General features: G+C 73.6%; 20 protein-coding genes and 1 pseudogene. 13 read left to right on the top strand and 8 right to left on the bottom strand.

What is annotated here, in order from left to right:
* Window positions 1-195: 195 nt before the first annotated feature.
* The 4 genes and pseudogenes from QM782_RS10670 to QM782_RS10655 form a co-directional block, all read right to left on the bottom strand.
* A pseudogene (locus QM782_RS10670) lies at window positions 196-330 on the bottom strand (type II toxin-antitoxin system Phd/YefM family antitoxin); the annotation flags it as partial.
* 132 nt (window positions 331-462) lie between these two features.
* Entirely contained in the window at window positions 463-867 is a 405-nt protein-coding gene (locus QM782_RS10665; protein WP_415202893.1) for a type II toxin-antitoxin system VapC family toxin, read from the bottom strand.
* Window positions 867-1124, bottom strand: coding sequence for a type II toxin-antitoxin system Phd/YefM family antitoxin (locus tag QM782_RS10660; protein WP_415202892.1), 258 nt, complete (start codon window positions 1122-1124; stop codon window positions 867-869). Before QM782_RS10660 ends, QM782_RS10665 begins: the two co-directional genes overlap by 1 nt.
* Window positions 1125-1229: 105 nt before the next feature.
* On the bottom strand, window positions 1230-2630 hold the full coding sequence (locus tag QM782_RS10655; RefSeq protein ID WP_415202891.1) for a PLP-dependent aminotransferase family protein: 1401 nt from the start codon (window positions 2628-2630) through the stop codon (window positions 1230-1232).
* Between the two features lie 107 nt (window positions 2631-2737).
* Here QM782_RS10655 and QM782_RS10650 point away from each other — a divergent pair, with 107 nt between their 5' ends.
* From QM782_RS10650 to QM782_RS10625, 6 genes are all read left to right on the top strand, one after another.
* Window positions 2738-3343, top strand: coding sequence for a LysE family translocator (locus QM782_RS10650; RefSeq protein WP_415202890.1), 606 nt, complete (start codon window positions 2738-2740; stop codon window positions 3341-3343).
* Window positions 3340-4266, top strand: coding sequence for a DMT family transporter (locus QM782_RS10645; protein WP_415202889.1), 927 nt, complete (start codon window positions 3340-3342; stop codon window positions 4264-4266). Before QM782_RS10650 ends, QM782_RS10645 begins: the two co-directional genes overlap by 4 nt.
* Window positions 4263-5480, top strand: a complete 1218-nt coding sequence (locus QM782_RS10640; protein ID WP_415202888.1) for a PLP-dependent aminotransferase family protein — start codon at window positions 4263-4265, stop codon at window positions 5478-5480. The genes QM782_RS10645 and QM782_RS10640 overlap by 4 nt, the downstream gene beginning before the upstream one ends.
* An 8-nt stretch (window positions 5481-5488) precedes the next feature.
* Window positions 5489-6109, top strand: coding sequence for a glutathione S-transferase family protein (locus QM782_RS10635; RefSeq protein ID WP_415205625.1), 621 nt, complete (start codon window positions 5489-5491; stop codon window positions 6107-6109).
* A 73-nt stretch (window positions 6110-6182) separates the two neighbouring features.
* Window positions 6183-7091: a PhzF family phenazine biosynthesis protein gene (locus tag QM782_RS10630; RefSeq protein ID WP_415202887.1), complete on the top strand. Its 909-nt coding sequence runs from the start codon at window positions 6183-6185 to the stop codon at window positions 7089-7091.
* The gene (locus QM782_RS10625) at window positions 7088-8053 is read left to right on the top strand and encodes a threonine dehydratase (RefSeq protein ID WP_415202886.1); all 966 of its coding nucleotides are present in this window, start codon (window positions 7088-7090) and stop codon (window positions 8051-8053) included. The genes QM782_RS10630 and QM782_RS10625 overlap by 4 nt, the downstream gene beginning before the upstream one ends.
* A gap of 120 nt (window positions 8054-8173) precedes the next feature.
* On the opposite strand, the gene QM782_RS10620 is transcribed toward QM782_RS10625, so the two are convergent.
* On the bottom strand, window positions 8174-8968 hold the full coding sequence (locus QM782_RS10620) for a GntR family transcriptional regulator (protein ID WP_415202885.1): 795 nt from the start codon (window positions 8966-8968) through the stop codon (window positions 8174-8176).
* A gap of 90 nt (window positions 8969-9058) precedes the next feature.
* Between QM782_RS10620 and QM782_RS10615 the strand changes: the two genes are divergently transcribed.
* The 5 genes from QM782_RS10615 to QM782_RS10595 all read left to right on the top strand — a co-directional run bounded on the left by QM782_RS10615 (window position 9059) and on the right by QM782_RS10595 (window position 13205).
* Window positions 9059-10057, top strand: a complete 999-nt coding sequence (locus QM782_RS10615; protein ID WP_415202884.1) for a Bug family tripartite tricarboxylate transporter substrate binding protein — start codon at window positions 9059-9061, stop codon at window positions 10055-10057.
* An 88-nt stretch (window positions 10058-10145) separates the two neighbouring features.
* Window positions 10146-10913 (top strand): TSUP family transporter, encoded by a 768-nt coding sequence (locus QM782_RS10610; RefSeq protein ID WP_415202883.1) that lies wholly within the window; start codon window positions 10146-10148, stop codon window positions 10911-10913.
* Between the two features lie 7 nt (window positions 10914-10920).
* Window positions 10921-12336, top strand: a complete 1416-nt coding sequence (locus QM782_RS10605) for an amidohydrolase family protein (RefSeq protein WP_415202882.1) — start codon at window positions 10921-10923, stop codon at window positions 12334-12336.
* A gap of 11 nt (window positions 12337-12347) precedes the next feature.
* On the top strand, window positions 12348-12488 hold the full coding sequence (locus QM782_RS10600) for a hypothetical protein (RefSeq protein WP_415202881.1): 141 nt from the start codon (window positions 12348-12350) through the stop codon (window positions 12486-12488).
* Between the two features lie 45 nt (window positions 12489-12533).
* Complete coding sequence (locus QM782_RS10595) at window positions 12534-13205, top strand: GAF domain-containing protein (protein WP_415202880.1); 672 nt, start codon at window positions 12534-12536, stop codon at window positions 13203-13205.
* 5 nt (window positions 13206-13210) lie between these two features.
* Here QM782_RS10595 and QM782_RS10590 read toward each other — a convergent pair whose 3' ends face one another.
* Complete coding sequence (locus tag QM782_RS10590) at window positions 13211-14638, bottom strand: MFS transporter (RefSeq protein ID WP_415202879.1); 1428 nt, start codon at window positions 14636-14638, stop codon at window positions 13211-13213.
* Window positions 14635-15480, bottom strand: coding sequence for a PPK2 family polyphosphate kinase (locus QM782_RS10585; RefSeq protein ID WP_415202878.1), 846 nt, complete (start codon window positions 15478-15480; stop codon window positions 14635-14637). The genes QM782_RS10590 and QM782_RS10585 overlap by 4 nt, the downstream gene beginning before the upstream one ends.
* Before the next feature lie 138 nt (window positions 15481-15618).
* On the opposite strand from QM782_RS10585, the gene QM782_RS10580 reads away from it, so the two are divergent.
* The gene (locus QM782_RS10580; protein ID WP_415202877.1) at window positions 15619-16650 is read left to right on the top strand and encodes a sulfate ABC transporter substrate-binding protein; all 1032 of its coding nucleotides are present in this window, start codon (window positions 15619-15621) and stop codon (window positions 16648-16650) included.
* 94 nt (window positions 16651-16744) lie between these two features.
* Entirely contained in the window at window positions 16745-17485 is a 741-nt protein-coding gene (locus QM782_RS10575; RefSeq protein ID WP_415202876.1) for an OmpW/AlkL family protein, read from the top strand.
* A gap of 3 nt (window positions 17486-17488) precedes the next feature.
* Here QM782_RS10575 and QM782_RS10570 read toward each other — a convergent pair whose 3' ends face one another.
* Window positions 17489-18571, bottom strand: a complete 1083-nt coding sequence (locus tag QM782_RS10570) for a sulfate/molybdate ABC transporter ATP-binding protein (RefSeq protein WP_415202875.1) — start codon at window positions 18569-18571, stop codon at window positions 17489-17491.
* Window positions 18572-18574 lie beyond the last annotated feature (3 nt).

Genomic DNA, 18574 nt, shown 5'->3' with positions numbered 1-18574 from the left:
GAATATTACCCGGGTGAAAATAACCCGCCCATTTACCCGGGTAAAACTCAGATCCTTCCACGACTGGGCGCGGCGAATGCGCATGCCGTCACGCATACAGATCGTCGCGCGTCCAGTGGCGGGAACCGGCCGGGCCAGCAGGGCGGTGCGCGCAGCCTGCCGCCCGCGCACCATCGGCCCCATGCGCGCCACGGGCGTGCCGTGCCATGTCACGACCACTTCGCCGCCCTGCGCCACCTTGCGCAGGAGGGCGGAGAAGCGCCGGCGGGCATCCCCCGGGCGGTGACGGTTTCCACGTGAGCCTGCAAGTCGTTTCTCCCATGACTTCATGCAGGCAGACTGTCACATCGCTCCACGCACCCGCTCGAACACCGTCCAGAACGCCTGCGCCTGCGTGGTCGTGAAGTTGATGCGCATCAGCAGCCATCCCGCGGCGCTGTCACCGCCACAGCGCGCGCATGCTCAGACCTTGAACGGATTCAGCAGCGGTACGCCGAACGGCTTGAAATCGGCCACGTTCCTGGTCGCAACCGTAAGGCCATGGACCTTGGCGGTCGCCGCGATCATGGCGTCCTCGTACACCGTGTTCGACCGCCGGTGCATCAGCTGCGCCCAGGCTCGGAAGGTGGTGGCGTCCATCGGCAGCACGTTGTACGAACTGGCAACCATCTCCAGCCAGGCTTCGATCTCCGATGCCTTCGCCGCGTCCTGTTCCCGCGTGATCTCGATGCCGGCCTGAATCTCGCCGACGGTCACCGCCGAGAGGTGCAGTTGGACGTCGGCGAGGCTCTCGATCCATGCCAGCACAGCGCCATGAGGCTTGGGCTTGCGCAACTCGGAGACGACATTGGTGTCGAGCAGGTACATCAGCTCACCGCCATCGGAGCGCGCCTGCGGGCCGCGCCACGGGGCGGGACGACAAGCTCCGCACGCCCTTGGTCAGAGAGCAGCAGTTGCTTGAGAGACGGTCGCGCCGCGGCCTGGAGCCGGCGCCATTCTTCCACCGACACCAGCACCGCTGCCTCTGTACCGCGCTTGGTCACCATCTGCGGCCCCTCGGCCAGGCAAGTCTCCAGGAACTCGCTGAACCGTGCCTTGGCATCCTGGATCGGCCATGTCTGCATGACGCCCCTCGAAATGACTAGAACTCTGACTAGTTTACCGTCGCTGCTGGCCAGCCGCCGCCTGATCTCGGCCCGGGCTGGCGGGCCATGGCAAGGCAGCCGCCGCTACATTCCCGCCCGCACCCGCTCGAACACCGTCCAGAACGCCTGCGCCTGCGTGGTCGTGAAGTTGATGCGCATCAGCGAGCCGGGGCGCCGGCCGGCGTGGAACAGCGCGCCGGGCGCCAGCAGGTAGCCCTCGTCCAGCATGCACTGCGACAGCCGCTCGGTGTCCACCCCGGTGTCGACCCAGCCGAACAGGCCGGCCGGCTCGCTGACGAAGCGGCAGCCGGCCGCGCGCGCCAGCCGCACGCTGCGCTCGCGCGCCTGGTCCAGCCGCGCGACGACGCGCTGCGCGTGCCGGCGCAGCCGGCCCTGGGCGATGCACCAGGCCATGGCCTGCTCCAGCAGCGCCGGCGTGGTCAGCGTGGCCAGCAGCTTGGTGTCCAGCAGGCGCTGGACCAGCGCCGGCGGCGCGGCCAGGTAGCCCACGCGCCAGCCCGGCGCCAGGATCTTGGCGAAGCCGCTGACGTAGACCGTGCGCTGCAGCCCGTCCAGCGCCGACAGCCGGGTGGCGTGGTCCGGCGCCAGGTGGCTGTAGGTGTCGTCCTCGACGACGTGGAAGCCGTGCTGGTTGGCCAGTGTCAGCACCCGGTGCGCGCTGCCGGGCGACAGGCAGTAGCCCGTCGGGTTGTGCAGCACGCTGACGCTGACGAACAGCTTGGGCGCGTGCGCCTCGCAGTAGCGCGCCATCACCGCCAGGTCCGGCCCGTCCGGCCCGCGCGGCACCGGCAGGATCACGGCGCCCAGCGCCTGCAGCCGCGCGAACTCGATGGCCCAGCCCGGCTCCTCGACCATCACGTGGTCGCCGGCGCGCAGCAGCGTGCGGCTGACGATGTCCAGCGCATGCGTGGCGCCCAGGGTGGTGACGATCTGCTCCGGCGCGGCCGGCACGTTCAGCCCGGCCAGCTTGTGCGCCAGCGCCTGGCGCAGCCCCGGGTCGCCGGCCGGCTCGCCGTACTGCAGCGACAGCGGCGCCAGGGCCTGGCGCGAGGCGACGTGGCGCACCGCGGCGGCCACCACGTCGCTGGCCAGCCAGTCCGGCGGGAACACGCCGATGCCGGGCTGCGGCAGTTCGCCGGCGCCGTGGAACATGCCGCGCATCAGCGCCGCCGCGTCCACCGGCGGGCGCACGGCGCCGGCCGTGCGCGCCGCCGCGCCCGACAGCGGCCCCAGGCGCTGCTCGCGCACGAAGAAGCCGCGCTGCGGCCGCGCCTCCACCAGGCCCTGGGCCAGCAGCCGGTCGTAGGCCGCCACCACGGTGGCCGGGCTCACGCCGTGCTGCTGCGCGCACTGGCGCACCGAGGGCAGCCGCGTGCCGGCGGCCAGCAGCCGGTCGGCGATGCGCTCGGCAAAATGGGCCGCCAGCTGCTCGGTCAGCGATTGCGAGGCGGTGCGCGTCAGCATCGTGGCGGGTCCTCCATGTATCGGCCGGGTGAGCGGTACAGCGGCGCCACTGGCCCGCCAAACTGTATTGGTACTGTGCTGGTCGAGACTATAGAGTCTGTGCTCCCATGAACGCAAGCGAACTGAGCGCCCTGCTGTTGCTGGCCACGGCGATGAGCTTCACGCCCGGGCCGAACACCACGCTGTCCTCGGCACTGGCGGCCAACCACGGCCTGCGCCATGCGCTGCCCTTCATCCTGGCGGTGCCGGCCGGCTGGGGCCTGCTGCTGCTGGCCTGCGCGCTGGGCCTGGGCGCGCTGCTGCTGGCCGCGCCGGCGGCGGCGCTGGCGATCAAGCTCGCCGGCGTGGCCTACCTGCTGTGGCTCGCGTTCAAGCTGGCGCGCAGCGCACGGCCCGGCCCGGTCGATGCCGCGCGCCTGCAGGTGGGCTTCCTGCAAGGCATGGCGCTGCAGTTCGTGAACATCAAGGCGTGGATGCTGGCGCTGGCCATCGTCGGCGGCTGGATCGCGGGGCGCGAGGACCTCGGCCTGCGGCTGGCCCAGGTGCTGCCGCTGATGCTGTGCTTCGCGTTCTTCAGCAACCTCAGCTACGCGCTGGTCGGCGCGCTGCTGCGCCGATGGCTGACGCAGGGCCGGCGGCTGCTGTGGTTCAACCGGGCGATGGCGGCCATGCTGGCGCTCACCGCCGTGTGGATGCTGGGGGCGGCGCGGTGAAGGACGCAGGCAGAGAGACCCTGGGCCTGTGGCTGGGCGTGCTCGGCGTGGCAATGTTCGCGGTCACGCTGCCGATGACGCGGCTGGCCACCGGCACGGCCGCGGCGCCGCAGCTGTCGCCCTGGTTCGTCACGCTGGGCCGCGCGGCGCTGGCGGGCCTGCTGTCGGTGGCCTTCCTGCTGGCCACGCGCTCGCCGCTGCCGCGGCGCCGGCACCTGCTGCCGCTGGCGATGGCGGTGCTCGGCAACGCGATCGGCTATCCGCTGCTGCTGGCGTTCGCGCTACGCATGGTCACGGCCAGCCATGCGGCCGTGGTCACCGCGCTGCTGCCGCTGGCCACGGCGGCGATCGCGGCCTGGGTCATGCACCAGCGCGCGCCGGTCGGCTTCTGGCTCTGCGCGGCGGCCGGCAGCGCGCTGGTAGTGGCGTTCTCGCTGTTGCGCGCGGCGCAGCACGGCGGCGGGTTCGGCCTCGAATGGGCGGACCTGCTGCTGGTCGGCGCGGTCTTCGCGGCCTCGCTGGGCTACGTCTACGGCGCCAAGATCACGCCCGAGCTGGGCGCCGAGCGCGTGATCTGCTGGGTCTGCGTGCTGGCGCTGCCCCTGAGCCTGCCGGCCGCGCTGGCGCTGTGGCCGTCCACGCCGGTGGCGCCCGCCGCCTGGGGCGGCTTCGTCTACGTCGGCCTGTTCTCGATGTGGATCGGCTTCTTCGCCTGGTACCGCGGCCTGGCCCTCGGCGGCGCGCTGCGCGTGAGCCAGACGCAGCTGCTGCAGCCGTTCCTCTCGATCCTGGCGGCGGTGCCGCTGCTGGGCGAGCGGCTGGACGCCGTGACGCTGGGCTTCGCGGCGGCCGTGGTCGCCACCGTCGTGCTGGGCAAGAATCTGGCCCGGCCCCCTCATCCCCCCGCAACAAGGAACACATGATGTCCTGGACCCTGGCCGCACGCGCCGACAAGATGAACCCCTCGGTGATCCGCGAGATCCTGAAGGTGACCGAGAAGCCCGGCATCATCAGCTTCGCCGGCGGCCTGCCGTCGCCCAAGACCTTCCCGGTCGCCGAATTCCGCGCCGCCTGCGACAAGGTTCTGGCCGAGGACGGCGCCGGCGCGCTGCAGTACGCCGCCAGCGAAGGCTACGGCCCGCTGCGCGAGATGGTGGCCGCCGCCCTGCCCTGGCCGGTGGCGCCCTCGCAGGTGCTGGTCACCACCGGCTCGCAGCAGGGCCTGGACCTGATCGCCAAGATCCTGATCGACCAGGGCAGCCGCGTGCTGGTGGAGACGCCGACCTACCTGGGCGCGCTGCAGGCCTTCACGCCGATGGAGCCGCGCCACGTGGCCGTCGCCAGCGACGACGAGGGCGTGTCGGCCGAGGACTTCGCGGCCCAGGCCGGCCAGGGTGCCGAGCGCGCCCGCTTCGCCTACCTGCTGCCGAACTTCCAGAACCCGACCGGCCGCACCATGACCGAGGCGCGCCGCGCCGCCGTGGTCGCCGCCGCCAGCGCGGCCGGCGTGCCGCTGGTCGAGGACAACCCCTACGGCGACCTGTGGTTCGACGCGCCGCCGCCGGCGCCGCTGACCGCGCGCAACCCGGAGGGCTGCGTGTACTTGGGCTCGTTCTCCAAGGTGCTGGCGCCCGGGCTGCGGCTGGGCTTCATGGTGGCGCCGCCGGCGCTGTACCCCAAGCTGCTGCAGGCCAAGCAGGCGGCCGACCTGCACAGCCCCGGCTTCAACCAGCGCATGGTCGCGCAGGTGATGCAGGACGGTTTCCTCGACCGCCACGTGCCGACCATCCGCGCGCTGTACAAGAGCCAGCGCGACCACATGCTGGCGGCGCTGGCGCGCGAGATGCCGGCCGGCGTGCAGTGGAACCAGCCGGCCGGCGGCATGTTCCTGTGGCTGCGCCTGCCGGCCGGGCTGGACACGGTGGCCCTGCTGCCGCGTGCGGTCGAGCGCAACGTGGCCTTCGTGCCCGGCGCGGCCTTCTACGCCGAGGCGGCCGAGGCCAACACCATGCGGCTGTCGTTCGTGACGGCCAGCCACACGCAGATCGACATCGGCATCGCCGCGCTGGCCCAGACCATCCGCGAGGCGCTGGACGCGCAGCCCGCCGCGCGGCAACCGGCCGCGGTGCAGCCATGACGCCGCCCATGCTGCACCTGTGGGGGCGCCTGAGCTCCCTCAACGTGCGCAAGGTCGTCTGGACCATCCAGGAGCTGGGCCTGTCGGCCCAGCGCACCGATGCCGGCGGCCAGCACGGCCTGGTCAACGCGCCCGAGTACCGCACGCTGAATCCGAACGGCCTGGTGCCGCTGCTGCAGGACGGCGAGGTCACGCTGTGGGAGTCCAACGTGATCGTGCGCTACCTGTGCGCGCGCCACGCGCCCGGCACGCTGTACCCCGAGCCGCTGGCCGAGCGCTTCGCCGCCGAGATGTGGATGGACTGGCAGCAGACCACGCTGAACCCGGCCGGGCGCGACGCCTTCATCCAGCTGGTGCGCACGCCGCCGGCCCAGCGCGACGAGGCCGCGGTCGCCCGCTCCGCCGCCGCGACCGAGCCGCTGCTGGACCTGCTGGACGCCGTGCTGGCCACGCGCGCCTACCTGGCCGGCGAGCGGTTCACGATGGCCGACATCCCGGTGGCCTGCGAGATCCACCGCTGGACCGGCCTGCCGCTGCAGCGCCCCGCCCGCCCGCACCTGGAGCGCTGGTACCAGGCCGTCGGCGAGCGGCCCGGCGCCGTCGGCGTGCTGGACCAGCCCCTGGCATGAGACACCCCGCCCTGCCGCCGCGCGGCATCCGCCGCCCCGGGCCGCGGATGGCGCGGCGCCGTGGAGAACCGACATGAAGAACCGACCGTTCCGCCAGCTCGACGTCTTCACCGACCAGCCCTACCTCGGCAACCCGCTGGCGGTGGTGCTGGACGGCACGGACCTGGACGACGGCGCGATGCAGCGCTTCGCGCAGTGGACCAACCTGTCTGAGACCACCTTCGTGCTGCCGGCCACGGCGCCGGAGGCCGACTACCGGCTGCGCATCTTCACGCCCGGCGGCGAACTGCCGTTCGCCGGCCATCCGACGCTGGGCAGCTGCCACGCCTGGCTGGCCGCCGGCGGCCGGCCGCGCGGCGGCGACGCCATCGTGCAGCAATGCGGCGCCGGCCTGGTGCGGATCCGCCGCGAGGACGGGCGCCTGGCCTTCGCCGCGCCGCCGCTGCGCCGCGCCGCGCCACGGCCGGCCGAGCTGGCGCAGGTCGCCGCGGCGCTGGGCCTGAAGGCCGCGCAGGTCGTCAGCAGCCAAGTGCTGGACAACGGGCCGGTCTGGTTCTCGCTGCTGCTGGACGACCCGTCCACCGTGCTGCGGCTGCGGCCCGACCACGCCGCGCTGAAGGCGCTGGGCCACAAGGTCGGCGTGGCCGCGCTGGACGGCGCCGCCGCCGTGCCGCTGGTCGCGCGCGGCAACCGCGAGGCGCGCGCGTTCGGGCCCGCCGCAGCCGCGGCGGACACGCCGGCGCTGGTGGTGCGCGCGTTCGCCGCCGCGATCGGCGTGCCGGAGGACCCGGTCACCGGCAGCCTGAACGCCAGCCTGGCGCAGTGGCTGCTGGCCGACGGCCAGCTGGCCGCGCCCTATGTCGCCGCGCAGGGCGCCTGCCTGGGCCGCGACGGGCTGGTGCACGTGGCGCGCGACGCGACCGGCCAGGTCTGGATCGGCGGCCACTCGGTGGCCTGCATCGAGGGCGAGGTGCGGCTGTGAACGGCCTGCCGACCCTGCAGGACATCGAGGCCGCGGCCGCGCGCGTGCACCGGGTGCTGCCGCCCACGCCCCAGTACCGCTGGCCGCTGGCCAGCCAGCGCCTGGGCACAGACTGCTGGATCAAGCACGAGAACCACACGCCGGTGGGCGCGTTCAAGATCCGCGGCGGGCTGACCTACTTCGCCGCGCTGGCCGCGCGCGGCGCGCTGCCGGCCGAGGTGGTCAGCGCCACGCGCGGCAACCACGGCCAGAGCATCGCCTTCGCCGCCCGCGCGCACGGCGTGCGCTGCACCATCGTCGTGCCGCACGGCAACTCGGCCGAGAAGAACGCCGCCATGCGCGCGCTCGGCGCCACGCTGGTCGAGCACGGGCACGACTTCCAGGAAAGCCGCGAGCACGCGATGGCGCTGGCCGCCGGGCGCGGCGCGCACATGGTGCCGAGCTTCCACCGCGCGCTGGTCGAGGGCGTGGCCACCTACTGGTGGGAGTTCCTGCGCGCCGTGACGCAACTGGACGTGGCCTACGTGCCGATCGGCCAGGGCTCGGGCGCCTGCGCGGCGATCGCGGCCAAGCGCGCGCTGGGCCACCCGGCGCGCATCGTCGGCGTCGTCAGCGCGCACGCCACCACCTATGCCGACTCGCTGGCCGCCGGCCGCGTGGTCGAGGCCGCGGCCACGACCCGGCTCGCCGACGGCATGGCCTGCCGCGTCGCGGACGCCGAGGCGCTGCCCATCCTGGCCCAGGGGCTGGAACGCATCGTGCAGGTCACCGACGACGAGGTCGCCGCCGCCATGCGCGCGCTGTTCGCCGACACCCACAACGTGGCCGAGGGCGCCGGCGCGGCCGGCTTCGCCGCGGCGCTGCAGGAGCGCGCCGCGCTGCGCGGGCTGGCCGTCGGCACCGTCCTCAGCGGCGGCAACGTGGATGCGCCGATGTTCGCCGGCGTGCTGCAGGCCCGGTAGCCGGCCGATGGACGGCCTCGCGCTGGCCGTGTCGGGGCGCGAGGTGTCAGGATCGGCACGGCGGCACGGCGACATGCCCGGACGTGCGCACAGGAAGCACCCACCTCGCCGTGCGCGGATTCACCCCGCCGCCCGCGCCGTGGTGAGCTGGTAGCGGAACAGGTCGGCCCGGTACACCGTGCGCTCGAAGTGCAGCGGCGCGCCGTCGGCCGCCGCCAGCACGCGCTCGACCTGCAGCACCGCGCTGGCCGGCTCCACGCCCAGCAGCCGCGCCTGCGCCGGCGTGGCCAGCGCCGCGCCGATGGCCAGGTCCGCATGGTGCACCGCCAGCCCCAGCTCGTTCTCGTAGACCGACAGGATGTCGCGGTTGCCGATGTCCAGCCTGGCCAGCCGCGCGCCGATCGCCTGCGGCAGCCAGGAATGGTTCAGCGACAGCGGCGCCAGGTCCAGGTAGCGCAGCGTCTGCAGCTCCAGCACCCGCACCCCGGGCGCCAGGCCCAGCCGCTCGGCCACCGCCGCCGGCGCCTTGACCAGCCGGCGCGCGAGCTGCCGGCCGCGCACCTGGTGGCCGGCGCCGGCCATGGCCTCGCCCAGGCCGCGCAGCCGCGTCAGGTCCTGCGCGACCGACGGCCGGGCCACGAAGCTGCCCTTGCCGCGCGCCTTGACCACCAGGCCTTCCTTCTGCAGGTCGTTCAGCGCCTGGCGCACGGTGATGCGGCTGACGCCGTGGTGCGCGGTCAGCTCGCTCTCGGACGGCAACTGGTCGCCCGGCGCGCGCCGGCCTTCCAGGATCTCGGTGCGCAGCTGTTCGCGCAGCCGCGCGTACAACGGCTGTGCACCCGGCACCACGATGGCGCGCGCCTCGGCCGCCACCGCCCCCGCCCGCCGCCGCGCGGCCGGCTCCGGCGCTGGCATAGGGTTTGCATCAGTTGTCACGACTTGTCATAACAAGTTGAATCCGCATCGTCATGGTGCGTTCTCCCTTCCCGTCCACAGGAGTCGATCATGCGTTTTCCGAACATGTGCAGGACGCTGGCGCTGCTGGCCGCCCTGGCCGGCACGGCCGCGGCGAGTATCGCGCAGGGCCCGCAGGCCGGCGCCTGGCCCGCGGGCCCGGTGACCGTGGTGGTGCCGTTCCCGGCCGGCGGCAGCGTGGATGCCGCCGCGCGCATCGTGCTGCAGCGCCTGGCCGAGCGGCTCGGCCAGCCGGTGGTGGTGGACAACGTGCCGGGCGCGGCCGGCACCATCGGCACGCAGCGCGTGGTGCGCGCCAAGCCCGACGGGCAGACCCTGCTGTTCGCGGTGGCCAGCCCGGTCACCGTGGCGCCGCTGGTGTCGCCGCAGACCGTCAAGTACGACGCGCTGAAGGACCTGGCGCCGGTCAGCGGCGTGGCGGTGGCGCCCTTCGTGCTGGTCGGCCAGCCGGCGCTGGCGCCGCGCACCACGGCCGAGCTGGTGGCGCTGGCGCGCCGCCGGCCCGGCACGCTGAACTACGGCACCGACGGCGTCGGCACCTCGATGCACGTGGTGGCCGAGCTGATCAAGCAGCAGGCCGGGCTGGACCTGGTGCACGTGCCCTACAAGCTCGGCCCGCAGGTGCTGACCGAGCTGGCCGGCAACCAGATCGAGCTGGCCGTGCTGCCGGTCACGCTGGCCCAGCCGTTCATCAAGGAAGGCCGGGTGCGCGCCTACGGCGTCAGCTCGCGCCAGCGCTGGCCCTCGCTGCCGGACGTGCCGGCGCTGGCCGAGACGGCGGAGCTGCGGCAGGTGGACGTGGAATCCTGGTACGGCCTGCTGGCGCCGGCGCAGGTGGACCGCGCCATCGTCGAGCGCCTGGCCGGCCAGGTGGCGGCCGTGCTGGCCGAGCCGGACATCCAGCGCAAGCTGGACGACGCCGGCCTGAAGCCGCTGCCGATGCCGCCGGCGCAGTTCGCCGCCTACCTCGCGCGCGAGCGGCAGGCGCTGGGCGCGGTGGTCGCGGCCGCGGGCATCCGCGTTCCATGAGCCCCGCCCGGCCGCCCGAAGCGGCCCGCACCGCAGCCCATACGGGCGAAAGTACTCCCGTGGGCGCCACGCGGAAGAAGGCGGCCCGGTGAGCCTGGCGGCCCTGGCCCTGGTGCTGTTCGCCGGCCTGGCGGTCGGCATGACCAGCATCGGCGGCGTGCTGCTGGTGCCGGTGCTCAGCGCGGTGGACGGCGTGCCGATCGCGCGCGCGGTGCCGGCCGCGGTGTTCGCCTTCCTGCTGACCGGCGCCGCCTCCGCCGGGCAGTACCTGTGGATGCAGCGCCGGGCGCTGGCGCAGGGCCGCCCACCGACCGGCGCGCCGCGCGCCGCCATCCTGGCGCTGCAGGCCGGCACGCTGCTGGGCGCGGCCGCCGGCGCGCTGAGCCTGCGCTGGGTGCCGGTCGTGGCGCTGCACCTGGCACTGGCGGCGATGGCCCTGGGCAGCGGCGCGCAGGCGCTGTTCGTGCGCGCACCGGCCGACGCCGGCACGCCGCCGCCGCCCGCCGCGCTGGCCGCGATCGGCCTGGCCGTCGGCCTGGGCTCGGCCTGGACCGGCACCGGCGGTCCGATCCTGCTGCTGCCCATCCTGCTGGCGCTGGCCACGCCGCTGCGCGCGGCGATCGCCATGGCGCTGGCGGTGCAGATCCCGATCGCCGGCGCCGCCAGCGCCGTGAACTGGTGGGCCGGCCAGCTCGACCTGCGCCTGGGCCTGCTGCTGGCCGCGCCGCTGATCGGCGGCTGGGCCATCGGCCTGGCGATCGCGTCGCGCATGTCCACCGCGCGGCTGCGCCAGGCGCTGGGCCTGCTGCTGATGGCCACCGGCCTGTGGTACGGCGTCCACATCCTCACGCACTGAACACGACATGAACGACGAGACGACCTCCCTGCGCGCCGCGCTCGCGGCCCCCGAACTGCTGCTGGCGCCCGAATGGCTGCTGCTGGACGAAGGCCCCGCGCCGGGCCAGGCGGTGCACCTGGCCGGCGGGCGCATCGCCGACGTGGGCCCGCTGGACGCGCTGCGCCAGCGCCATCCGCAGCTGGCGCCGCTGGCCCTGCCGCGCCGGCTGCTGATGCCCGGCTTCGTGGACACGCACCACCACCTGACGCAGTCGTTCGGCAAGGCGCTGGCGTTCGGCGAACCCTCGGAGATCTTCCGGCGCATCTGGGTGCCGCTGGAGGCCAGCCTGGACGCGCGCAGCCTGTACCTGGCGGCCAAGCTGGCCAGCCTGGAGGCGCTGCGCGGCGGCTTCACCACGGTCTGCGACGCCGGCACGCGCGCGCAGAGCGGGCTGGAGGCGATCGCCCAGGCCACGCAGGACGCCGGCATCCGCTGCGTGCTCGGCCTGACCTGCAACGACGCCGGCACCGACGCGGCCGGACGCGCCGCGCTGCAGGCCGCCGCCGCGCGCCACCTGGCCGGCTTCGCCGGCCAGCCGCTGCTGCACCCCTCGCTGGCGATCTCCATCCCCGAGGCCGCCAGCGACGAGCAGTTGCACGCGATCTCGCGCATGGCGGCCGAGGCCGGCGCGGTGTTCCAGGTCCACGTGAACGAGCACCTGGCCTCGGTCGAGCGCTCGCTGGTGGCGCGCGGCCAGCGCCCGCTGGAGCACCTGGACGCCGCCGGCGCGCTCGGCCCGCAGGCGCTGATCGCGCACGCCACCATGGTCACGCCGACCGAGATGCTGCGCCTGCGCGACACCGGCACGGCCGTGGCCTACAACCCGGTGGCCAGCAGCTGGAAGGGCAACGCCGTGGCCGACGCGCCGATGATGGCGGCGCTGGGCATCCGCTTCGGACTGGGCACGGACGGCACGCGCAGCGACGGCTTCCGGCTGATGGACGCGGCCGAGACCGCGCAGCGCCTGACGCAGGGCCTGGCCAACGGCGACTCCTCCTGCGGCGCCGGCTGGCTGTGGACCGAGGCCGCCACCGGCGCCGGCGCCGATGCCGCCGGGCTGCGGGCCGTGACCGGCCGCATCGCGCCCGGCCTGGCGGCCGACCTGCTGCTGCTGGACCTGGACGTGCCCGAGCTGTGCCCGTCCTGGGACCTGGGCTGGGAACTGGTGCGCCTGGCCGCGCGCGACCAGATCGAGGCCGTGCTGGTGGCCGGCCGGCTGCGGCTGTGGAAGGGCTGGCCGGTCGACTGGGACGCGCGCGCGCTGATGGAGGAAGTGCGCCGCGTCGCGCGCGAGGACGTGGCGCGGGCGCCGATCCACAAGGTGCACCCGGTCTCCCCGGCGCACCGCGCCGCGGCCGCGGCGCAGCGCCAGAGCCGCTAGAGTCGCGGTCCATGGGAACTCCTGACCTCGACCTGCACCTGCGCCGCAGCGCCGCCGGCGCGTCCGCCACCACGCCAGGCCGCCGCGGGCTGCCGGCCGACGGCACACGGCCGCCCCCTGCGGGCCACGCCGGCGGGATCGCCGTCGCCTGACCAACCACCACCGGGCCGCGGCACGCGGCTTGCTGGCCGCCGAGCATGGTTCCCCCGACCGGATCCGCCGACTCCCCCGCCGCGCACTGGCATGCGCAGGAAATGCAGCTGCTGCAGGCGCTGGTGGGCCGCCTGGGCGCGCATGGCGAGCCCGACCCGCTGCTGCACGCCATGCTGCAGCTGATGGCCGAGCTGGTGGGCCTGAACCGCGGCCGCATCGTGCTGCAGGCCGGCGCCGGCCGGCACACGATCCACCACGCCTACGGGCTGGCGCACGAGGAGAGCGCGCACGGCGAAAGCGCGATCGGCCACGTGCTGACCACCGGCCAGGCGCTGGTGGTGCGCGACCGGGACGTCGCGCACGACGGCTCGCTGTTCCTGGCGCTGCCGATCCAGCGCGGGCTGCGCACCATCGGGGTGCTGGCCTGCCAGCGCAACCGCCGGCCGGGGCGCACGCTGGAAGACGACCTGGCGCTGCTGCGCATCCTGGCGGCGCTGGCCGCCCACCGGCTGCAGCGGCTGGACGACGCGGCGGACGACGGCGCGCCGCCCGTCGCGCCGCTGGTGCGCACCTACCTGCCGGCCGCGTCGCACACCGTCGAGCAGCTGGAGCACGCGCTGGCCGAGCACGACGGCGTGCTGCGGCGCGCCGCCGAGTCGCTGGGGCTGACGCCGCGCCAGTTCAGCTACCGGCTGCGCAAGGCCCGCGGGGACTGACCGGATCAGACGCGCAGCGTGTCGCCGGCCGTGCGGTCCAGCCGCGCGAACCACGGCAGCGACAGCATGGTCATCGCGCCGACGCACCAGAACGCCGGCGCGAAGTCCGCCGCCAGCAGCTGCGCGGCATCGCCGCCGCGCCAGCGCGCGGCCGCGGCCAGCAGCGTGGCGCCCAGCAGCACGCCGGCCGACAGCGAGACCTGCTGCGCCATGGTGTTCAGCGTGGTCGCGTGGCTCATGCGCGGCTTTTCGATCTCCGAGAAGCCCAGCGTCTGCAGCGCCACCATGCCCATGGAGTTGACCAGCCCGCCCAGCAGCAGCACCGCGAAGATCAGCGGATGCGGCGTGGCCGGCGTGAACAGCCCGTAGCTGGCATAGGCCAGGCTGGTCGCCACCGTGGTGCCCAGCAGCAGCGGCTTGAAGCCGAGCGCGCGGATGGTGTGCGTCATCACCACGCGCGTGGCCAGCGAGCCGACGGCGGTGGCCATCGTCAGCGCGCCCGACGCCAGCGGCGACAGGCCGAAGCCCAGCTGCAGCATCAGCGGCAGCAGGAACGGCGAGGCGCCGATCGCGATGCGCAGCGGCGTGCCGCCGACGATGGAGGCGCGGAAGGTCGGATGGCGCAGGATCGCCAGGTCGATCAGCGGATGCGCCACGCGCCGGCTGCGCCAGGCGTACAGCACCAGCGCCGCCAGGCCCAGGCCCGCGGCCAGCCACTCCAGGCCGCCGGACACCAGGCCCTTGCCGGCCGTGTCGATGGCGCCGAGCAGCGCCGTCAGCCCGACCGCCAGCAGCCCGAAGCCCACGCCGTCGAATGGCGGCGGCGCCTGCAGCGGCGCGCCGGAGCGGTCGATGAAGGCCAGCGCCAGCGCGATGCCGAGCAGCCCGCACGGCACGTTGATCAGGAAGATCCAGCGCCAGGAGGTGAAGCTCACGATGGCGCCGCCGACCAGCGGCCCGAGCATGCGGCCGATCGCCGGCGGCACCGTGAACCAGACCATGGCGCGCACCATCAGCTCGGTCGGCACGCTGCGCAGCAGGATCAGCCGGCCGACCGGCACCATCAGCGCGCCGCCCAGGCCCTGCAGCACGCGGAACACCACCAGCTGGTGCAGCGACTGGGCGACGCCGCACAGCGCCGAGCCCAGCGCGAAGCAGCCGATGGCCCAGCAGAACACGCGCCGCGCGCCGAAGCGGTCCGCGCACCAGCCCGACAGCGGCAGGAACACCGCCAGGCTCAGCAGGTAGGCGGTGATGGCCAGGTTCAGCCGCAGCGGCTCGACCTGCAGCGCCTGCGCGATGCCGGGCAGCGCCGTGGTCATGATCGAGGTGTCCAGGTTCTGCAGGAACAGCGGCGCCGCCACCACCACCGGCACCACCCGCATGCGCCAGCCCGCGGGCGCCGCCGCCGGGCTCGGGGCCGGGGCCGTCATCGGATGCGGCGCCGCGGCAGGTCCGGCGCGCCGGGCGGGTAGCGCAGGCCCAGCCCCTCGAGCCGGCGCTTGAGCAGCGTGGCGATCATCAGGTTGCGGTGCGTCTTGGAGTCGGCCGGCACGATGGTCCACGGCGCCCAGGGCGTGCCGGTGGCGGCGATGGCCTGCTGGTAGGCGGCCTGGTACTCGTCCCAGCGCTTGCGCACCAGCAGGTCCTCGCTCTGGAATTTCCAGCGCTTGTGCGGGTCGTCCAGCCGCGCCTGCAGGCGCTCGCGCTGCTCGTCCTTGCCGATGTGCAGCATGAACTTGCAGACCACGGTGCCGGTCTCGACCAGCATGCGCTCGAAGTCGTTGATCTGGGCGTAGCGCTGGCGCGTCTGCTCCGGCGTGATCCAGGCGTGCACCACCGGCACCAGCACGTCCTCGTAGTGGCTGCGGTTGAACACCACGATCTCGCCGGCGCGCGGCACCTCGCGGTGGATGCGCCACAGGTAGTCGTGCGCCTTCTCCTCCTCGCTGGGTGCCTTCCAGCCCACGGTGCGCACGCCCAGCGGGCTCATGCGGCCGAACACGCCGCGCAGCGTGCCGTCCTTGCCACTGGTGTCGATGCCCTGCAGCACCACCAGCAGCTTGAAGCGCCGGTCGGCGTAGAACAGGTCCTGCAGCGCGTCGAGCTCCACGGCCAGCGCCTCGACGGCCGCCTTGTCCGCGGGCTTGTCGCCGCAGGAGAACGGCTTGGCCGCGGGGTCGATGCGGTCCAGCCGGAAGCGGTCCGAAGGACGCTGGTGGACGAAGGCGGCGAGCTGGCGGGCGCTCGGCCCGGGCGCGGTGGCGGCTGGCATGGCGCGACGATACCGCAGGCCGCCGCCGGCCGCAGCCCATAGACACCGGCGTCATAAGCAACCGACGATTCGATCGTTCCCCTTTGCGCGGCGCACTCCCAGAATCCGCGGCTTTCAACGATTCCGCGAGCCTTTCCGATGCGCACACGCCGCCACCTCCTGAACCACGCTTCCCGCGCCGCGCTGGCGCTGTCGCTCGGCGCCACGCTGGCGCCGCTGGCCGCGCAGGCGCAGCCGGCGCCGGTCACGCTGCTGAACGTCTCCTACGATCCCACGCGCGAGCTCTACGTCCAGTACAACAAAGCCTTCGCCGCCTACTGGAAGGCCAAGACCGGCCAGGAGGTCACGGTCAAGCAGTCGCACGGCGGCTCGGGCAAGCAGGCCCGCTCCATCATCGACGGCATCGACGCCGACGTGGCCACGCTGGCGCTGGCCGGCGACATCGACGCGCTGGCCGCCAACGGCCACCTGGTCCCGGCGGACTGGCAGAAGCGCCTGGCCCACAACTCGGCGCCGTACACCTCGACCATCGTGTTCCTGGTGCGCAAGGGCAACCCCAAGGGCATCAAGGACTGGGACGACCTGGTCAAGCCCGGCGTGAAAGTCATCACGCCCAACCCCAAGACCTCCGGCGGCGCGCGCTGGAACTACCTGGCGGCCTGGGAATACGCCCGCCGCACGCTGGGCGGCGACGCCAAGGCCCGGGAGTTCGTCGGCGCGCTGCTGAAGAACGTGCCGGTGCTGGACACCGGCGCCCGCGGCGCCACCGTGACCTTCGTGCAGCGCAACGTCGGCGACGTGCTGCTGGCCTGGGAGAACGAGGCCTTCCTGTCGATCAAGGAATTCGGCGCCGACAAGTTCGAGATCGTCGTGCCCTCGGTCAGCATCCTGGCCGAGCCCTCGGTCACGGTGGTGGACAAGGTGGTCGACAAGCGCGGCACGCGCGCCGTGGCCGAGGAATACCTGAAGTACCTGTACTCCGACGAGGGCCAGGACATCGCCGGCCGCAACTTCTACCGCCCGACCGAGGAACGCGCCAAGGCCAAGTACGCCAGCCAGTTCCCCAAGCTCGCGCTGTTCACGATCGACCAGGCCTTCGGCGGCTGGGCCAAGGCCGACAAGGCCCACTTCGCCGACGGCGGCAGCTTCGACCAGATCTACGCCAAGTAGTCCACCACTGCCGCGCGAATTCGTGCGCGCGGGATCGACAACCCATGGCGGCATGCGTATGCTCGCCGGGCCCTCAACGACCGGAGACCCCCGCATGCACGCTGCCCCCCGCTTCCCGACCAGACTGCTCGCCGCCACGGCCCTGGCCGCTGCCGCCGCTTCGCCCGCCTGGGCCCAGAAGGCCGGCGACGTGTTTCTGGGCGCCGGCTGGCTGCGCTACTCCCCGCAGGAGGAAAGCACGCCGCTGCGCTTCACGCAGCCGGTCCAGCGCGAGGTCCCGGGCTCGGGCTCCTCGATCCCCAGCGTCAACACGCTGGGCCTGAACGTCCACTACTTCTTCACCGACAACTTCGCGATCGAAGGCGTGCTCGGCGTGCCGCCCAAGCTCAAGCTCGACGGCGCCGGCTCGCTGGCCGGCCTGGGCAAGCTGGGCAACGCGCGGCTGTACGGCCCATCGGTGCTGGCCAAGTATTTCTTCGGCCAGTCCAGCGACCGGCTGCGCGTGGGGGTCGGCGCGGGCGTCACCTACGCGCGCTTCGCCGACACGCAGCTCAGCCAGAACCTGCAAAGCACGCTGGGCGCCACGCTGGGGCTGCCGCCCGGCGCGTCCACGACGTCCGCGAAGATCGACAGCCGCTTCGGCCCGGTGGTCAGCGTGGGCGTGAACTACGCGGTCACCGACCGGCTGGGCCTGACCGCCTCGATCTCCTACGTGCACATGAAGACCAAGGCCACGCTGTCGACCACGGCCGGCGGGCGCGTGGTCGCGGTGTCCGAGAGCAGCCTGAAGCTGAACCCGATCATCCCGTTCGTGTACGCGACCTACCGGTTCTGAGGCTCACACCCCCGCGCCATGGTCGACGAAGACCTTGGCGCGGCGCGGCGTGACCACCAGCGTCTCGCCCTCGCGGAAGCCGCGGGCCTGGAACTCTTCTGCCGTCAGCTGGGCCTCGATGACGGCGTCGCCGTCGGCACCCTGCTGGGGCACCAACTCCAGCCGGGCGATCGGGCCGACCACCAGCGCGCGCGTGAGCTGGGCGACGATGCCGCTGGCGCCGGGCGAGTAGCGCTCGACCTCCAGATCGTGCGGGCGCACGTAGGCGAAGGCCTTGGCGTCCTCGGCGCCGTGGTGCTCGGGCGCGTCGATCTTCAGCCCCTCCACGTGCAGCTCGCCCTGGTGGGCGCGGCCGTGGAACAGATTCACGTCGCCCAGGAAGCCGTAGACGAAGGGGCTGGCCGGGTGCTCCCAGACCTGCTGCGGCGTGCCGATCTGCTCGATCCGGCCCTTGTTCATCACGACCACGCGGTCGGCCACTTCCAGCGCCTCCTCCTGGTCGTGCGTCACGAAGATGCTGGTCACGTGCAGGTCGTCGTGCAGCCGGCGCAGCCAGCGGCGCAGCTCCTTGCGCACCTTGGCGTCCAGCGCGCCGAAGGGCTCGTCCAGCAGCAGCACCTTGGGCTCCACCGCCAGCGCGCGCGCCAGCGCGATGCGCTGGCGCTGCCCGCCCGACAGCTGCGAGGGGTAGCGGTCGGCCAGCCAGTCCAGCTGCACCAGGCCCAGCAGCTCGTGCACCTTGCGCTTGATCTGCGCCTCGGCCGGGCGCTGGCCGCGCGGCTTCATGCGCAGGCCGAAGGCCACGTTCTCGAACACCGTCATGTGGCGGAACAGCGCGTAGTGCTGGAACACGAAGCCGACCTGGCGGTCGCGCACGTGCACGTCGGTCGTGTCCTCGCCGGCGAACAGGATGCTGCCGGCGTCGGCGCTCTCCAGCCCGGCGATGATGCGCAGCAGCGTGGTCTTGCCGCAGCCCGACGGGCCCAGCAGCGCGACCAGCTCGCCGGACGCGATGTCCAGGCTGACGTCGTTCAGCGCGCGGAAGTCGCCGAACTGCTTGCTGACGTTGCGGATTTCGATGCTCATGGG

The sequence above is a fragment of the Pseudorhodoferax sp. genome, from assembly GCF_047601025.1.
Classification (GTDB): Bacteria; Pseudomonadota; Gammaproteobacteria; order Burkholderiales; family Burkholderiaceae_C; genus Pseudorhodoferax.
Note: the sequence above shows the minus strand (reverse complement) of the source record. Positions and strands in the feature narration are given on the sequence as shown.

Excerpts from the sequence above, each read along its gene's own strand:
- QM782_RS10650 (WP_415202890.1), top strand. The coding sequence starts at position 2,738 with ATGAACGCAAGCGAACTGAGCGCCCTGCTGTTGCTGGCCACGGCGATG.
- QM782_RS10660 (WP_415202892.1), bottom strand. The coding sequence starts at position 1,124 with ATGCAGACATGGCCGATCCAGGATGCCAAGGCACGGTTCAGCGAGTTC.
- QM782_RS10570 (WP_415202875.1), bottom strand. The coding sequence starts at position 18,571 with ATGAGCATCGAAATCCGCAACGTCAGCAAGCAGTTCGGCGACTTCCGC.
- QM782_RS10580 (WP_415202877.1), top strand. The coding sequence starts at position 15,619 with ATGCGCACACGCCGCCACCTCCTGAACCACGCTTCCCGCGCCGCGCTG.
- QM782_RS10615 (WP_415202884.1), top strand. The coding sequence starts at position 9,059 with ATGCGTTTTCCGAACATGTGCAGGACGCTGGCGCTGCTGGCCGCCCTG.
- QM782_RS10585 (WP_415202878.1), bottom strand. The coding sequence starts at position 15,480 with ATGCCAGCCGCCACCGCGCCCGGGCCGAGCGCCCGCCAGCTCGCCGCC.
- QM782_RS10590 (WP_415202879.1), bottom strand. The coding sequence starts at position 14,638 with ATGACGGCCCCGGCCCCGAGCCCGGCGGCGGCGCCCGCGGGCTGGCGC.
- QM782_RS10655 (WP_415202891.1), bottom strand. The coding sequence starts at position 2,630 with ATGCTGACGCGCACCGCCTCGCAATCGCTGACCGAGCAGCTGGCGGCC.
- QM782_RS10620 (WP_415202885.1), bottom strand. The coding sequence starts at position 8,968 with ATGCCAGCGCCGGAGCCGGCCGCGCGGCGGCGGGCGGGGGCGGTGGCG.
- QM782_RS10575 (WP_415202876.1), top strand. The coding sequence starts at position 16,745 with ATGCACGCTGCCCCCCGCTTCCCGACCAGACTGCTCGCCGCCACGGCC.
- QM782_RS10600 (WP_415202881.1), top strand. The coding sequence starts at position 12,348 with ATGGGAACTCCTGACCTCGACCTGCACCTGCGCCGCAGCGCCGCCGGC.
- QM782_RS10665 (WP_415202893.1), bottom strand. The coding sequence starts at position 867 with ATGTACCTGCTCGACACCAATGTCGTCTCCGAGTTGCGCAAGCCCAAG.
- QM782_RS10605 (WP_415202882.1), top strand. The coding sequence starts at position 10,921 with ATGAACGACGAGACGACCTCCCTGCGCGCCGCGCTCGCGGCCCCCGAA.
- QM782_RS10630 (WP_415202887.1), top strand. The coding sequence starts at position 6,183 with ATGAAGAACCGACCGTTCCGCCAGCTCGACGTCTTCACCGACCAGCCC.
- QM782_RS10635 (WP_415205625.1), top strand. The coding sequence starts at position 5,489 with ATGCTGCACCTGTGGGGGCGCCTGAGCTCCCTCAACGTGCGCAAGGTC.
- QM782_RS10640 (WP_415202888.1), top strand. The coding sequence starts at position 4,263 with ATGATGTCCTGGACCCTGGCCGCACGCGCCGACAAGATGAACCCCTCG.
- QM782_RS10595 (WP_415202880.1), top strand. The coding sequence starts at position 12,534 with ATGGTTCCCCCGACCGGATCCGCCGACTCCCCCGCCGCGCACTGGCAT.